General features: G+C 70.9%; 11 protein-coding genes and 1 pseudogene. 4 read left to right on the top strand and 8 right to left on the bottom strand.

All coding sequences use genetic code 11. The features are described from left to right. Positions 1-153: 153 nt before the first annotated feature. The 5 genes from ACWCQS_RS34395 to ACWCQS_RS34415 form a co-directional block, all read right to left on the bottom strand. Positions 154-1,074, bottom strand: a complete 921-nt coding sequence (locus ACWCQS_RS34395; RefSeq protein WP_451008087.1) for an alpha/beta fold hydrolase — start codon at positions 1,072-1,074, stop codon at positions 154-156. Next, positions 1,071-1,559 carry a phage holin family protein gene (locus ACWCQS_RS34400; protein WP_451008088.1) on the bottom strand — a complete coding sequence of 163 codons (489 nt, stop codon included), beginning with the start codon at positions 1,557-1,559 and terminating at the stop codon, positions 1,071-1,073. The genes ACWCQS_RS34395 and ACWCQS_RS34400 overlap by 4 nt, the downstream gene beginning before the upstream one ends. Before the next feature lie 123 nt (positions 1,560-1,682). Continuing rightward, positions 1,683-3,125, bottom strand: a complete 1,443-nt coding sequence (gene nhaA, locus ACWCQS_RS34405) for a Na+/H+ antiporter NhaA (RefSeq protein ID WP_451008089.1) — start codon at positions 3,123-3,125, stop codon at positions 1,683-1,685. Between the two features lie 186 nt (positions 3,126-3,311). Beyond that, positions 3,312-5,267 (bottom strand): acetate--CoA ligase, encoded by a 1,956-nt coding sequence (gene acs, locus ACWCQS_RS34410; protein WP_451008090.1) that lies wholly within the window; start codon positions 5,265-5,267, stop codon positions 3,312-3,314. Between the two features lie 137 nt (positions 5,268-5,404). Then, positions 5,405-7,996 carry a SulP family inorganic anion transporter gene (locus ACWCQS_RS34415; protein ID WP_451008091.1) on the bottom strand — a complete coding sequence of 864 codons (2,592 nt, stop codon included), beginning with the start codon at positions 7,994-7,996 and terminating at the stop codon, positions 5,405-5,407. Positions 7,997-8,260: 264 nt separating this feature from the next. Between ACWCQS_RS34415 and ACWCQS_RS34420 the strand changes: the two genes are divergently transcribed. Next, positions 8,261-9,535, top strand: coding sequence for a hypothetical protein (locus ACWCQS_RS34420; protein WP_451008092.1), 1,275 nt, complete (start codon positions 8,261-8,263; stop codon positions 9,533-9,535). Between the two features lie 43 nt (positions 9,536-9,578). Here the strand turns inward: ACWCQS_RS34420 and ACWCQS_RS34425 are convergent, their stop codons facing one another. Continuing rightward, positions 9,579-10,571, bottom strand: a complete 993-nt coding sequence (locus tag ACWCQS_RS34425; protein WP_451008093.1) for an ATP-binding protein — start codon at positions 10,569-10,571, stop codon at positions 9,579-9,581. A gap of 101 nt (positions 10,572-10,672) precedes the next feature. On the opposite strand from ACWCQS_RS34425, the gene ACWCQS_RS34430 reads away from it, so the two are divergent. Continuing rightward, complete coding sequence (locus tag ACWCQS_RS34430) at positions 10,673-11,497, top strand: oxidoreductase (RefSeq protein WP_451008094.1); 825 nt, start codon at positions 10,673-10,675, stop codon at positions 11,495-11,497. Between the two features lie 395 nt (positions 11,498-11,892). Here ACWCQS_RS34430 and ACWCQS_RS34435 read toward each other — a convergent pair whose 3' ends face one another. Next, positions 11,893-12,723, bottom strand: coding sequence for an HAD family hydrolase (locus ACWCQS_RS34435; RefSeq protein ID WP_451008095.1), 831 nt, complete (start codon positions 12,721-12,723; stop codon positions 11,893-11,895). 590 nt (positions 12,724-13,313) lie between these two features. On the opposite strand from ACWCQS_RS34435, the gene ssd reads away from it, so the two are divergent. Both ssd and ACWCQS_RS34445 read left to right on the top strand, forming a co-directional pair. Beyond that, entirely contained in the window at positions 13,314-14,420 is a 1,107-nt protein-coding gene (ssd, locus tag ACWCQS_RS34440) for a septum site-determining protein Ssd (protein ID WP_451008096.1), read from the top strand. After that, a pseudogene (locus tag ACWCQS_RS34445) lies at positions 14,417-15,298 on the top strand (TadA family conjugal transfer-associated ATPase); the annotation flags it as partial. The gene ssd and the pseudogene ACWCQS_RS34445, both read left to right, overlap by 4 nt. A gap of 396 nt (positions 15,299-15,694) precedes the next feature. Here the strand turns inward: ACWCQS_RS34445 and ACWCQS_RS34450 are convergent. Beyond that, positions 15,695-15,832 carry a hypothetical protein gene (locus tag ACWCQS_RS34450; RefSeq protein WP_451008097.1) on the bottom strand — a complete coding sequence of 46 codons (138 nt, stop codon included), beginning with the start codon at positions 15,830-15,832 and terminating at the stop codon, positions 15,695-15,697. Positions 15,833-16,138: the final 306 nt, after the last annotated feature.

The following is a 16,138-nucleotide window of genomic DNA, read 5'->3' on the forward strand; positions in this document are numbered from 1 at the left end:
CCAATTGGCCTATGCGGCGGGCATGTGGCCGTTCGGCGGACAACTGTTCAGGAACCGGATACTCCACGCATCGAAACGTCACCGCACGGTCACCGGTGTCCATCACCGGTACGGGTGAACCTCACCGCAGTATGTGACGGGCGCGGGCGGGCGTCACCGGTCCGGTTCGGGATCCTTCAGCCAGTTGACGAGCTCGGTGGAGAAGGCGGCGGGATCCTCCTCGTGCGGGAAGTGGCCGAGGCCGTCGAACAGGCGCCAGCGGTACGGCGCTTCGACGTACTCACCCGACCCGGCGGCGCTGCGCGTGCGCATCACCGGGTCCAGCGAGCCGTGCAGATGCAGCGTGGGCACCCGCACCGGGCGCTTCATCCTGCGGTTGAACTGGATGCCGTCCGGGCGGGCCAGCGAGCGCACCAGCCAGCGGTAGGGCTCGATCGAGCAGTGCGCGGTCGACGGGATGCACATGGCCCGCTGGTAGGTCTGCACGGCCGCCTCCTCCGGCGGCTGCGGCCCGGACCAGTCCCGGATCAGCCGGCCCACCAACGCGCCGCCGTCCGCGGTGAGTTGACGTTCCGGAAGCCACGGCCGCTGGAAACCCCAGATGTAGGAGTTGGCGGCCGTCTGCCGGGCGTCCCGCAGCATCGCCGCGCGCCAGCGCCGCGGATGCGGCATGGAGACGACCGCGAGCCGCCGTACGAGCTTGGGGCGCATCGCCGCCGCGGTCCACGCCAGATAGCCGCCCAGGTCGTGCCCGACCAGCGCCGCGTCCGGTTCGCCGAGCGAACGGATCACACCGGTGACGTCGAGCGCGAGGTTGGCGGGGTCATACCCGCGGGGCGTGCGGTCGCTGCCGCCGACGCCCCGCAGGTCCATCGCCACCGCCCGGTAGCCCGCGTCCGCGAGCGCGACCAGCTGGTGCCGCCAGGTCCACCAGAACTGCGGGAAGCCGTGCAGCAGCAGCACCAGGGGGCCGTCGCCGAGCTCGGCGATGTGGAAGCGCGCGCCGTTCGCGGCGACGTCCCTGTGCGTCCAGGGACCATCGATGCGTACGGCCGAGGGGGCTGGGTCCGTCATGACTGTGAGCGTGCCACAGCCTCGATGGCCGCGGGGGTGCGGTCCTCGGGCAGCTCCGGGCGCGGGTGCGGCTTGGCGTTCTGCAGTACGCCCGCCGTCTCCTTCATCGAGGCGGCCACCTTCTGCGGGCCCTGGCTCTTCTTGGCCTTCTTCGCGACCAGCATGCCGATCAGCGCGAGGAGACCGGCGAGGACCACGTTCGCCGCGAAGGACAGCACGAAGCAGATCGCCAGGTTCCAGCCGCTCCAGGTGCGGATGCCGTAGGCGAGGGCGAAGTTGAGCATCGGGAGCGAGAAGACGAGCAGCACCAGCGCCGCCGAGAACGCGCCGCCGCTGACCGCGCCGCGCTTGACGTCCTGCTTCAGCTGGGCCTTGGCCAGGGCGATCTCGTCGTGCACCAGCGCCGACAATTCGGTCGTCGCCGAGGCGAACAGCTGGCCGATGCTGCGTTCGGCGCCGACCGGGCTGCCGTCGGGTGCGCTCATCGCGTTCTCCCTTACGAGGTGTCTCGTGCCGCGGTGTGCCGTGCCGTCGTACGTCATGGGCGTGCCGTACGCGGCCGGCGGATCCGCTCGTGTGGCCGTCTAGTTTTGTACCGTCTCGTCAGATCATGCCGGACGGTCGTCCTCCTCGCCTGCCCCGCCCGGCACTTCCTGAAGCCCGTGGCGCGCGGCGGCGGCCTTCTCGGCGGCGATCCGGCGGTGTTCGGCGGCCTTGCGTTCGTGGATCTCGGCCATGCGCAGGTGGTAGGCCGGGTCGTCCTGTTCGTAGACGTCCGGGATGCCGTCGAGGTCCTCGTCGCGCTCCTCTTCCTCGCACAACCTGCGGTACTTGGCGTTGCGCATCTTCAGCAGCAGCGTCGCGCACATGGCCGCGAGGAGCGATCCGATGAGGACGGCCGCCTTGACCTCGTCGGTCAGGACGGCGTCGCCGGCGAAGGCGAGTTCGCCGATCAGCAGGGAGACGGTGAAGCCGATGCCGGAGAGGGAGGCGACGGCGAAGACGTCGGCCCAGGCGAGCTCCTCGCTGAGGGAGGCGCGGGTGAAGCGGACGGTCAGCCAGGTGCCGCCGAAGATGCCGATCGTCTTGCCGACGACCAGGCCGAGGACGACGCCGAGCGTCTCCGGCTTGGTGAACACATCCCCGAGTGCTCCGCCGGAGACCTTCACCCCGGCGCTGAACAGCGCGAACATCGGTACGGCCAGCCCGGCGGACAGGGGCCGCACCAGGTGCTCGATGTGCTCGCCGGGCGAGTGCTGCTCGCCCTCCCGGGTGGTGCAGCGCAGCATCAGGCCCATCGCCACGCCGGCGATGGTGGCGTGCACGCCGCTGTTGTACATCAGCGCCCAGATCACCACGCCGAGCGGCACATACACGTGCCAGCCGCGGACGCCCCTGCGCAGCAGCAGCCAGAACACCGCCAGTCCGGCGGCGGCCCCGCCGAGCGCGGCGAAGTTCAGCTGGTCGGTGAAGAAGATCGCGATGATCAGGATCGCGACGAGGTCGTCCACCACCGCGAGGGTGAGCAGGAAGGCGCGCAGGGAGCTGGGCAGGGAGGTCCCGATGACCGCGAGGACGGCGAGCGCGAAGGCGATGTCGGTCGCGGTGGGCACCGCCCAGCCCTGCGTCGAGCCGTGCCCGGTGAGGGTGGTGAGGGCGTAGACGAGCGCGGGTACGGCCATGCCGCACAGCGCGGCCACCACGGGCAGGACGGCCGCCCTGGGGTCGCGCAGGTCCCCGGCGACCAGCTCCCGCTTGAGCTCGATACCGGCCACGAAGAAGAACACCGCGAGCAGGCCGTCGGCGGCCCAGTGCGCCATGGAGAGGTTCAGGCCGAGCGCCGCGGGGCCGAGCTGGAAGTGGCTGACGGACTCGTAGCTGTGATGCAGAGCGGGGATGTTCGCCCAGATCAGCGCCGCCACGGCGGCGAGGAGCAGCAGGACACCGCCGACGGTCTCGGCCCGCAGCGCGTCCGCGACGAAGGCCCGCTCGGGCAGGGAGAGACGTCCGAGCACCTTGCGGGGGGCTTTACGGGTGCGGGGTGCGGCCACGGCGGGGACCTCCGGGTCGTACGGCGATGATCACGCCGTCGCGCGGGGTCGCCGACGGCGTCGCCGACCAGACTTCCCGGCACACCTTGAGATCACCATTTTACTCTATTTTGACGCAGGAGGTTAGTGAGCCGAACGAAGGAGGGCGCCCGGTGGCAACACCGGGCGCCCTCGCTGCCGTTCCGCCTAGTCCTCGCTGGGCGCCGCAGGCAGCTTCGTCTGGATCAGGTCCATGACCGTGCTGTCGGTCAGCGTGGTCACGTCACCGAGCTGACGGTTCTCGGCCACGTCCCGCAGCAGACGGCGCATGATCTTGCCGGAGCGGGTCTTCGGCAGCTCGGCCACCGGCAGGATCCGCTTGGGCTTGGCGATCGGGCCGAGCGTGGCGCCCACGTGGTTGCGCAGCTCGCCGACGAGCGCCTCGGTCTCCGCGGCCGTACCGCGCAGGATCACGAACGCGACGATCGCCTGGCCGGTGGTCTCGTCGGCGGCACCGACGACGGCCGCCTCGGCGACCGACGGGTGCGAGACGAGCGCCGACTCCACCTCGGTGGTGGAGATGTTGTGCCCGGACACGAGCATCACGTCGTCGACCCGGCCCAGCAGCCAGATGTCGCCGTCGTCGTCCTTCTTCGCGCCGTCACCGGCGAAGTACTTGCCCTCGAAGCGGGACCAGTAGGTGTCGATGAACCGCTGGTCGTCGCCCCAGATGGTGCGCAGCATCGACGGCCACGGCTCGGTCAGCACCAGGTAGCCACCGCCGCCGTCGGGCACCTCGTTCGCCTCGTCGTCGACGACGGTCGCGGAGATGCCGGGCAGCGGGGTCTGCGCGGAGCCGGGCTTGGCCTCGGTGACGCCGGGCAGCGGCGAGATCATCATCGCGCCGGTCTCGGTCTGCCACCAGGTGTCCACGACGGGCGTCTTGTCCGCGCCGATGTTCTTGCGGTACCAGATCCATGCCTCGGGGTTGATGGGCTCACCCACCGAGCCGAGGACGCGCAGGGAGGACAGGTCGAACTTGGCGGGGATGTCGTCGCCCCACTTCATGAACGTCCGGATCGCCGTCGGCGCGGTGTAGAGGATCGTGACCTTGTACTTCTGCACGATCTCCCAGAACCGGCCCTGGTGCGGGGTGTCGGGCGTGCCCTCGTACATCACCTGCGTCGCGCCGTTGGCCAGCGGGCCGTACACGATGTACGAGTGCCCGGTGACCCAGCCGACGTCGGCCGTGCACCAGTACACGTCCGTCTCCGGCTTGAGGTCGAAGACCGCCCAGTGCGTGTACGCCGTCTGGGTGAGGTAGCCGCCGGAGGTGTGCAGGATGCCCTTCGGCTTACCGGTCGTGCCGGAGGTGTAGAGGATGAACAGGGGGTGCTCCGCCTCGAACGCCTCCGGGGCGTGCTCGGCGGACTGCCGCTCGACGCGCTCGTGCCACCACACGTCCCGGCCCTCGGTCCACGCCACGTCCTGACCGGTACGGCGCACCACCAGCACATGCTCGACGTTGTCGACCTTGGAGATCGCCTCGTCCACGGCCGGCTTGAGGGCGGACGGCTTGCCACGCCGGTAGCCGCCGTCGGCGGTGATGACCACCTTGGCGTCGGCGTCCTGGATGCGCGTCGCGAGTGCGTCCGCCGAGAAGCCGCCGAAGACCACCGAGTGCGCGGCACCGATCCGGGCCGAGGCCAGCATCGCGATCGCGGTCTCGGGGATCATCGGCATGTAGATGGCGATCCGGTCGCCCTTGCGGACACCCAGCTCCAGCAGGGCGTTGGCCGCCTTGCAGACCTCGTCCTTCAGCTCGGCGTAGGTGATCGAGCGGCTGTCGCCGGGCTCACCCTCGAAGTGGATGGCGACACGGTCCCCGTGTCCCGCCTCCACATGCCGGTCCACGCAGTTGTAGGCGACGTTCAGCTCGCCGTCCTTGAACCACTTCGCGAACGGCGGGTTCGACCAGTCCAGCGTCTCGGTCGGTTCCTTGGCCCAGGTCAGCCGGCGGGCCTGCTCGGCCCAGAAGCCGAGCCTGTCAGCCTTGGCCTGTGCATACGCCTCCGCGGTGACGTTGGCGTGCGCGGCCAGGTCGGCGGGGGGCGCGAACCTGCGTTCTTCCTTGAGCAGGTTGGCCAGGCTTTCGTTACTCACGACATCTCCCTTTCGAAGGGTGTCCGTTGTGTCCCAGGCCACAGCTCATCAGACGCGGGGGTCCGCTGACAAGGGTCGTCGGCAAAATTGGTTTAGACCTGTTGGTAGGTCCTTTCCCGGGCCGAGCCGTGTGCCTGTCACGCCGGACTGTGCGCCTCCCTCACCGGTGCCCCGTCCGTGCCACTTCCCCGGACGTGCTCGAACACGGCGTCTCCCTCCCTCTCGTTCCCCGCCAGCAAGTACGCCTGTGCCTCGCCCACGTGGAAGTACATCCCGTGCAGCTCCAGTCCGCCCCTGGCCAGCGCCCGGGCCACCGGGCCGTGCGCCCGCAGGTGCTCCAGCTGCTGGACCACGTTGATCAGGCACAGCTGCTCCACCGCGTCCGCCGGGGCCCGCCCGGCGAGCCGGGGCCAGCCGCGGCGGTGCCCGGCCATCCGCGCCAGACTCGGCAGCCCGTGCCGCAGCCAGCGGCGCAGCGGGGTCTCCTCGTCCGCGTCGGTCGCGGTCAGCAGCGCCTGCATCGCCCCGCATCCCGAGTGCCCGCACACGGTGATGGAGCGCACGCCGAGCACCTCCACCGCGTACTCGACGGCGGCCGCCACCGACTCGTCGCCGTGCTCCTCGCCCGGCATCGGCACCAGGTTGCCGATGTTGCGGACGACGAACAGATCGCCGGGACCACTGGCGGTGATCATCGACGTGACGAGCCGGGAATCGGCACAGGTGAGGAAGAGTTGCGCGGGCCGCTGGCCCTCCCGGGCGAGCCGCGCCAGTTCGTCCCGTACCAGCGGTGCGGTGTGGCGCTGGAACGAGCCGATCCCGCGGACCAGTTCGCGCCCCGCCTCCCGTCCCGCCGGGGTGATGACGGCCTCCGGGAGGCATGACCGGTGATTTCGCCAGGGCGTCCAGGGCCGACACCGGCACGTGGCGGACGGGGGTGGTCCGGTGGGTGGGGCCGGCTTGGTGGGCTGGGGCGGTTCGGTGGGTGGGGCTGGCTTGGTGGGCTGGGGCGGTTCGGTGGGTGGGGCTGGATCGGTGGACGGGGGCCGTTCGGCGGACGCGATCGACCCGGTGGGCGGGGGCGGTTCGGTGGGCGCGATCGACCCGGTGGGCGGGGCTGGTTCGGTGGGCAGGGTCGGTGTGGCGGTCAAGGTCGGTTCGATGGGCAGGTTCGGCTCGGCGGTCAGGGCAGGTGCGGCGGTCCGGATTCCGCCGCGTCGGCCCCTCAGCTCGGCCGTACCCCCGCGTGCGGCATGGGAGCTGCGCCAGTCCTGCAGCGACTCGTACGCCGCGTGGTCCATGAACGAACCGTCCAACTCCACGACAGCGTGGGCGCCTTGGGGTACGAGATGCAGGGACCGGCTGAGCCGGGGCACCGCGAGGAACGTCAGCTGACCTCGGATTCTTACGTGATGGACTCCTTCCTTCTCTTCGTGGGTGATGCGGGTGCGGGCGAGGCGGCGCAGGGCGACGGCGACCGCCGCGGCGACCCCGAGGAGCACGCCCTGCAGGACGCCGAGGAGCACCACACCGAGTGTGGTCGCGGCGTAGACCAGCACTTCGCGGTGGCGCGTCACCGCGCGGATGTGGTGCAGGGACACCATCTGGATACCGACGGCCATGACCAGGGCGGCGAGGGAGGCGAGCGGGATCTCCTCCAGGGCCGGGACCATCAGCAACGCGGCGACTACTACGAGAACGCCGTGCAGCATCGTGGAGTTCCGGCTCACCGCACCCGATTTCACATTCGCGGTGCTGCGCACGGCCACCCCGGCCACCGGCAGTCCGCCGAGCGCCCCGGAGACCATGTTGGCGGCGCCCTGGCCCAGCAGCTCTCGGTCCAGGTGGGAGCGGCCGACGCGGGGGACCGGACAAGTGCGGGCCGCGACCAGTTTGTCCACGGCCACCGCACCGAGCAGCGACTGCACGCTGCACACCAGGGTGGTGGTGAGCACGGCGGCGGCGAGGCCGGGCGCCGCGCCCTCGGGCAGTCCGGCCAGGGCGTGGCTGCGCCACGACGGCAGGTCGACCCGGGGCAGGGTCAGGCCGGCGAGGGCCGCCGTGGCGGTGGCCCCGGCGACGGCGACGAGGGCGGCCGGCACGCGCCGGAGCGTCCGCCCGGTGCGGCCGGGCAGGCGGGGCCAGGCCAGCAGCAGCGCGAGCGTCAGTGCGCTCATCGAGACGGCGGCCGGATGCAGGTGGGCCAACTCGGCGGGCAGCGCACGCAGGTTGGCGAGGACGGAGCTGTCCGGACTGCCGCCCAGCACGATGTGCAGTTGGGCGACGGCGATGGTGATGCCGATCCCGGCAAGCATGCCGTGCACCACGGCCGGGCTGACCGCGAGCGCGCCGCGCGCCACCCGCAGGCAACCTAGGCCGAGTTGGGCGAGTCCGGCGAGGACGGTGATGCCGCAGGTCGCCCGCCACCCGTAGCGGTGGATCAGGTCGGCGGTTACCACGGTGAGTCCGGCGGCGGGACCGCTGACCTGGAGCGGGCAGCCGCCGAGCCGGCCGGCGACAAGTCCGCCCACGGCGGCGGCGACGAGGCCGGCCTGGAGCGGGGCGCCGGTGGCCAGGGCGATGCCGAGGGACAGGGGCAGGGCGATCAGGAAGACCGCGAGGGACGCCGAGAGGTCGGCGCTCGCCACGGGGAAGCGGCGCCGGCGGCCGGGCGGCGGGCTGTGCGGCGGGTGCGGGTGCTGGGTGTGCGGGGGTGCGCAGGCTGACATGGTCCCGTCTCCTCCGGGGCGGCGGGATGGAGCAATGCTTGGCAAAGGAAACGTAATGGCATGTAAAGGGCGAACATAATTTTTCGCGGCAAATGACCCATGCGGTCCCTCATGTGGGCGAACTCATCGTTTGATCGGCTTGTCGTACCGCTTCCTTCCCAGCTCTGTGTGATCTTGGCGGCAGCGTCGGTCCAAGCCCGGCACATCACCAGAAAACGGCCCTCGCCAGCGCGTGTCTGAGAGAAGGAAGAAGGTGGGCGGAACATGGCCGCCACCCAGAGGATCGCCGTCGGCGCCATGGTCGCCGCGGCCTGCGCCGCCTCGCTGGCCAGTTGTGTGACCGGCTCCCACGCCTCGAAGGAAGGGACGTCCGGCCCGCAGAAGGGCGCCCCGGCGGCCCCGGCACCCCAGAGCGTGTTCCGGCCGATCGGTGACGGATCCACCGCGTACACCGGCTCGCAGCCGCATCTGCCCAGACCCGAGCGGCTGAAGCCCGGTGAGAAACCGCCACAGTTCGTGGTGTTCTCCTGGGACGGCGCGGGCGAGGACAGCCAGAAGCTGTTCTCGCACTTCCGTGAGGTCTCCAAGGAGAACCACGCGACCATGACGTACTTCCTCAGCGGCGTGTACATGCTGCCGGAGGAGAAGCGCGAGCTGTACAAGCCGCCCCAGCACTCGCCGGGCAGCTCGGACATCGGCTTCAACGACGAGAAGGGGATCGCCGACACCGTCAAGCAGGCACGGCTGGCCTGGTTGGAGGGCAATGAGATCGGCACGCACTTCAACGGCCATTTCTGCGGGCCCAACGGCGGGGTCGGCACCTGGTCGGTGGAGGAGTGGAAGAGCGAGATCGCCCAGGCCAAGCAGTTCGTGAAGACCTGGAAGACCAACACCGGCATGAAGAAGTCGGCCCCGCTGCCCTTCGACTACGACAAGGAACTGATCGGCGCCCGCACGCCCTGCCTGGAGGGCCAGAAGAACTTCATGAAGGCGGCCCGCGAGTTGGGCTTCCGCTACGACTCCAGCGGGATCACCAACCAGGTGTGGCCCAAGAAGAAGGACGGCCTGTGGGACCTGTCGATGCAGCTGGTGCCCTTCCCCGAGCACACCTATGAGCAGCTGACCATGGACTACAACTTCATGGTCAACCAGTCCGGCACCAAGACCCAGGGCGACGCGAGCAAGTTCGGCTACTGGGGCGACCAGATGCGTGACGGCCTGGTCAAGGGCTTCTACCGGGCCTACGACGGCAACCGCGCGCCGCTGATCATCGGCAACCACTTCGAGTCCTGGAACGGCGGCACGTACATGCGCGCCGTCGAGGACACGGTGAAGGAGGTGTGCAACAAGCCCGACGTCCGCTGTGTGTCCTTCCACCAACTCGTCGACTGGCTGGACGCGCAGGACCCGAAGATCCTTCAGAAGCTGCGCACCCTGGAGGTGGGCGAGGCCCCCAGGCAGGGCTGGGCGCCCTTCCTCTCCGGCCGCCCGGCCCCGGCACCCAAGGGCGTGCCCGGGGCGCCGGCGGTCAGGCGGTAGGCGTCACGGGCAAACCGTAGGTGTCACGCTCAAGCCGCAGGTGTCACACGGAACTTGGGATCTCCGCGCCGAGGCTCTCGCCGAGCACGAAGGAGGGGTCCACCTGTGCCGCCAGGTCGGCCCCGGTACGCTCGTTGCCCCACGCCTCGGCGTTCTTCAGGTGGAAGTGCACCATCTGGCGGGTGTAGCGCTCCCAGTCCCGCGACTCGTACGTGGCATCGGCGGTGGCCCTAAGAGTGTGCAGAGCCCGGGCGTTGGCCTCCTCCAGCAGTTCGAACCGGGGTGGACGGCCCTTCTCCATGGCACGCACCCAGTCCGAGCAGCCGACGGTCACGAGCAGGTCGTCACCGACCTCCGCGCGCAGGAAGTCGATGTCGTCCTGTTCCTGGATCTTGTTGCCGACGACCTTCAGGGCGACGCCGAAGTCGCGGGCGTACTCCTTGTACTGGCGATAGACGGAGACCCCCTTCCGGGTCGGCTCGGCGACGAGGAACGTCATGTCGAAGCGGGTGAACATGCCGGAGGCGAAGGAGTCCGAACCGGCCGTCATGTCGACCACGACGTACTCGTCGGGGCCGTCGACGAGGTGGTTCAGGAACAGCTCCACCGCTCCCGTCTTGGAGTGGTAGCAGGCGACCCCCAGGTCGGCGTCCGTGAAGGGGCCGGTGACCATCAAACGGACGGCGCCGCCCTCGAGTTCCACCGGCCGCGCGCAGGCGTCGTAGACCGGATTCGGCTCTCGCACCCGGACCAGCCGCGAGCCCTCGCCGGGCGGGGTCGTCTTGATCATCGTGGCGGCGGAGGCGATGCGCGGGTTGCCGCCGCGCAGATAGTCCTTGATCAGCGGCAGCCGCTCGCCCATGGCGGGCAGTGCGGTGGCCTCCGCCTCGTCGAGGCCGAGCGCGGGCCCGAGGTGCTGGTTGATGTCCGCGTCGATGGCGACCACCGGGGCGCCGGCGGCCACGAGATGGCGGATGAACAGGGAGGAGAGCGTGGTCTTGCCGCTGCCGCCCTTCCCGACGAAAGCAATTTTCATGTTCACCAACGGTAGTCGGTTGATAGCTGTAAGTGGCAGTCGGGAGTGAAGAAGACCACTCCTTCGAGGGGTTGGTCGATGGGATGCGTAGGGTCGTACTCATGAGTACGACAGGCGCGAACGCCGACCCGCTCGCGGCCCTGGGCTCGCTGCCCGGTGTGGCCGACTCCGTGGAATCCGTGCGCAAGGCCGTGGACCGGGTCTACGGGCACCGGATCATGCGGCGCCGCAGCGCCGAGATCACATCCGAGGCGGCCCTGCGCGCTGCCCGTGGCTCCGCTGCCCTGTCCGGCGCCGACTGGGCCCTGGAGGAGGTGCGGCGGCGTACCGACTTCGGCGGCGACGCGGAGGCGCGCGTCATGGGTGCGGCCCTGAGGCTGTCGGCGGAGGCGGGACAGCTGCTGTCCATCTGGCGGCAGTCGCCCCTCCGGGTCCTGGCCCGGCTGCACCTGGTGGCCGCGGCGAGCAAGGGCGACGAGGTCGGCAGGCCGCGCCAGGCCGGCGAGCCGGTGGACGAACCGCTGGTCGAGCTGCCGCTGCCGGACGCGGCGGAGGTCTCCGGGCGGCTGGAGGGGCTCGCGGACCTGATCATCGCGGGGACGTCCGCGCCCGCGCTGGTCACGGCCGCCGTGGTGCACGGCGAGCTGCTCGCGCTGCGGCCCTTCGTGTCCCACAACGGCCTGGTCGCACGCACGGCCGAACGGATTGTGCTGATCGGAAGCGGCCTGGACCCGAAGGCGATCTGCCCGGCCGAGGTCGGCCACGCCGAGCTGGGCCGCGCCTCCTATCTGGCGGCGCTGGACGGATATGTCTCCGGCACCCCCGAGGGCATGGGGGCCTGGATCGCGCACTGCGGCCGGGCGATCGAGCTGGGTGCGCGCGAGTCGACGGCGGTGTGCGAGGCGCTGCAGCGCGGCGCGGCCTGAGAAGGCGCCCGGCGGGTCCTGGACATGAATGCGGCGGTACGAGTCTTCGTACCGCCGCTGGCATGTTCACCGGGTTACCAAGCGTCCTCGATATCTGCCCATCAGGTCGGGGACTTTGCCCGTCACCTGGTGCGGCTGGCCCGTAATCGACGGGTCGACGTCGCGTGGGTGCCCGGTGTCCATGCGTGGTCCGTGGGCCAAGTGCGTAGTGGTAGGTGATCCTCTCGGATGTCCTTTGGTCTCGCGGGCCTAAGGTCTTTGTACCGCGCGCCGGGAGGAAGCGAAACCCTTGCCTCCGGTCTTTTACCTTTAGGTTCAAACCAGGGCGAAACGGGCCCTGTCCCGATGGTGCTTCGGTGTCGGACGGTGCTTCGGCGTGCGACGGCGCTTCTGTGTCAGGCGGTGCCCCGGCGTCGGCTGGCGTACCAGACGAGGCCGGCGGTCGCGGCCGCCGCTCCTATGGCCGCCGCCGCGACCAGCGTGGGGCGGGCCGGGACGGAGAACGTGGGCAGCCGCTTCTTCAGCGGGACCGGCCGGCGGAACTCCAGAACCGGCCACCCACGCGCGACCGCCTCGCGGCGCAGGGTGCGGTCCGGGTTCACCGCGTGCGGGTGCCCGACGGCCTGGAGCATCGGCAGGTCGGTCACCGAGTCGCTGTAGGCGAAGCAGCGGTCGAGGTCGTAACCCTCGGACGCGGCCAGCTCCCGGATCGCCTCGGCCTTGGTCGGGCCGTAGGCGTAGTACTCCACCTCCCCGGTGAAGCAGCCGTCCTCGCCGACGACCATGCGGGTGGCCACCACCCGGTCCGCGCCGAGCAGTTCACCGATCGGCTCGACCACCTCGGCGCCCGAGGTCGACACGATCACCACGTCCCGGCCGGCCGAGTGGTGCTCCTCGATGAGGGAGGCTGCCTCGTCGTAGATGATCGGGTCGATCAGGTCGTGCAGGGTCTCGGCGACGATCTCCCGCACCTGCTGCACGTTCCAGCCGCGGCACAGGGTGGACAGATACTCGCGCATGCGCTCCATCTGGTCGTGATCCAGGCCGCCGACCAGGAAGACGAACTGGGCATATGCGGTACGCAGCGCGGCCCTGCGGTTGATCAGCCCGCCTTGGTAGAAGGACTTGCTGAAGGTGAGCGTGCTCGACTTCGCAATGACCGTCTTGTCCAGATCAAAGAAGGCTGCTGCGCGGGGCAAGGAGTGGTTTTCCACGCCCCAGAGCATAGGCGCCCACCATTCGGCGTAAGGTGGGGCGCGTGGGTTTGCCTGAGAGGGCTCTCGGGTACACCATGGAAGTCACGGATCGTTCGCGACCGTGCTAACCCGGTCCGACTCCTCCCCCCCCGAGTCGGCCGTGGGGACGACCCCCGCTCTCCCCCCCGGCGGGGGTCGTCGCATGTCCGGACGGCTTTTCCCCTTCCTCGCCTTTTTTCACGCGACCTCGGGTCGGTACGACGCCACCGCGGCCGCGGAGTCCGTGCGCCCATGATCCGTTACTCGGGGTAATCGTCGCACTGCTCTGTGGAAGTCGCGCAGGGATGGACACAGAGGTCACCGGTATGGGTGACGGCGATATTCACAACCGCTGAGTTGTCCACAGATTTCGACCAAGATCCACATGATTTCGCGGATCGCTGCACCGTGATTCCAGCGCGCTCGGCCACGGCGAGTTCATGGCCGGTTCCGATTGCCGGAGCGCCTATGGCCGGATTCTGTCGGCCGTTCATATGGGGGGCCGCTTGCCGGTTCTTCACACCTTTGGGAATCGCGTGGCCGCAGGGGCGCGCGGCCCACGCAGCGAAGGGGGAACACCCGTGACCGCAGCCGTCACCCACGACCCGCCGCCCGGCGCCCCGGACCGGCCGGGCAGGCCGCTCATCGTCACCGAGGACGCCGAAATCCTGGACGACCTGCTGCGCTTGTGTGCGGCGGCCGGCGCCACACCCGAGGTCCACCACGGCGTCCCCGAACACGGCGACGGCTGGGAAACGGCCCCGCTGGTGCTGGTCGGCGACGACTGCGCCCGCCGGGTCGGCGGGGCCACGCGCCGGCGCGGAGTGGTGCTGGTCGGCCGTGACCAGGACGACCCGGGGGTGTGGCAACGCGCCATGGAGATCGGCGCCGACCACGTCCTGATGCTTCCCGACGGCGAGCAGTGGCTGGTCGACCGCATCGCCGACGTCGCCGAGGGCGTCGGCCGCCCGGCCCTCACCGTCGGCGTGATCGGCGGCCGGGGCGGGGCCGGCGCCTCCACGCTCGCATGCGCGCTGGCCGTCACCTCCGCGCGCGAGGGACTGCGCACCCTCCTCGTGGACGCCGATCCGCTCGGCGGCGGACTCGACGTACTCCTCGGCGGCGAGAGCGTCGACGGACTGCGCTGGCCCGCCTTCGCCGCCTCTCGGGGCCGGGTCGGCGGCGGCGCCCTGGAGGAGTCGCTGCCCGAACTGCACTCCCTTCGGGTGCTGAGCTGGGACCGCGGCGACTGCGTCGCCGTCCCGCCGCAGGCGGTGCGCGCGGTGCTCGCCGCGGCCCGCCGGCGGGGCGGCACGGTCGTGGTGGACCTGCCCCGCCGGCTCGACGACGGGGTCGCCGAAGTCCTCGCACAGCTCGACCTGGCGCTGCTCGTCGTCCCCGCCGAGTTGCGCGCGGTCGCCGCGGCCGGGCGGGTCGCCTCCGCCGTCGGCATGGTCGTGCGCGACCTGCGCGTTGCGGTGCGCGGGCCGTACGCACCGGGCCTGGACGACCAGGAGGTGTCCCGGCTGCTCGGCCTGCCACTGGCCGGGGAGGTGCCGGTCGAACCGCCGCTACTGCGCCCGCGGTGCGGCGCGAAACCGCCCGCCGCGACCGGACGCGGCCCGCTCGCCCGCTTCTGTGCGAACTTCTGGGAGCGCGCGCTGGTCGAGGCCGGAGGCACCCGATGAGCCTCCCCGGACTCGACCGTGCGGACGGCGCCACTCTGCTCGACGGCGTCCGGCGCCGGCTGGCCGAGAGCGGCGCCGAACCCACCCCCGCGCGCGTGGCCCAGGCCCTGCGCGAACAGGGCAGGGTGCTCGGCGACGCCGAAGTCCTCGGCGCGGCCCGGCAGCTGAGGTCCGAACTCGTCGGCACCGGCCCCCTGGAGCCGCTGCTCGCCGACCCGGACGTGACCGACGTCCTGGTGTCCGCCCCCGACCGGGTGTGGGTGGACCGCGGCGGCGGCCTGGAGCTGACCCGGGTGACCTTCCCCGACGCGGCGGCCGTACGACGCCTCGCGCAGCGGCTGGCCGCCGTGGCCGGACGCCGGCTGGACGACGCCCGGCCGTGGGCGGACGCCCGGCTGCCCGACGGCACCCGGCTGCACGCGGTGCTGCCCCCGGTCGCCGTCGGCTGCACCTGCCTGGCCCTGCGGGTCGTACGGCCCCGGGCGTTCACGCTGGAGGAGCTGGTCGAGGCCGGCACGGTACCGCCCGGCGGCGAGCGGATCCTGCGGGCGCTGCTTATGGCCCGGCTGTCCTTCCTCGTCAGCGGCGGCACCGGAAGCGGCAAGACAACCCTGCTCAGCGCCCTGCTGGGGCTGGTCGGGGCGGGCGAGCGGATCGTGCTCGCCGAGGATTCGGCCGAGCTGCGACCGGACCATCCGCACGTCGTCCGGCTGGAGACCCGGCCCGCCAACCAGGAGGGTGCCGGCCTGGTCACCCTGGAGGACCTCGTCCGGCAGGCGCTGCGGATGCGGCCCGACCGGCTGGTCGTCGGCGAGGTCCGCGGACCTGAGGTCGTGCACCTGCTCGCGGCACTCAACACGGGCCACGAGGGCGGCTGTTGAACAGCACAAAAGAGTTCAGCAGCGCGGAAAAGAGTTCAGCATGTGGTTCAGCAGCGCGGTGAACTGTTCAGCACCATAAGGGATATCTCTGGATGTTTCGACCCGCTTAGGTCGTCGCGGCCGCGTCCCGGTGATGGTGGCACCACTGCCAGGCGAACTGGTTTGCGGCAATCGGAAGTGCAGCCGTGCGGGCGAAGGTTTCCGGCCTGGCGCACCCATGTTGAGGCCAGTACGCACACCGACGTCGCCACCCTCGAAGACGCTCCGCGACGCCGGACAGCGTGTCGCGGACGCGTTCGGCCAGGTCGAGCTTCTCGTCCAGAGCCCCGCGGAAGGCGTCCACCCCGTGCAGGTGCAGGGCAAGCCAGGCCCGCAGACCGCGGATCTCGTGGGTCAGCTCGGGCCCGAGGTCACCGGGGTCCGGGACGCCCCCGCCGCCTGCATGTCCTGGAGGTAGCTGCCGGTGCCGTCGTGCGCGGCGTGCAGGGCGGCGATGTCACGGACGACCAGGGCGCCGGTGCCGAACGGCATGAACAGGGGCCGCGATCGTCAAGGCCCCCCTCGCGCGGCCGGCCGCCGGGTGCGGCAGCCACCGATCGTGACCGACGGTCTGTACCGACGACGCTCCGGCCGGCTGAGCGGAGCTTCTCGACTCCCGTCAGGCGGGCGCCGGCACCCGGTCCCGCTGTACGACCATCATGGCCAAGTCGTCGTTGAGCAGCCCGCCCGCGTACGCTCGAAGGTCGGCGGTGATCTCCCGCAGGAGCGGCCCTGGGGCGCGTTCGGCCCACCTCTGTACGCGTTCGGCGAGCGGGTAGAAGGTCCCCTCGCTGTCGC

The organism is Streptomyces sp. NPDC002076 (genome assembly GCF_053593835.1).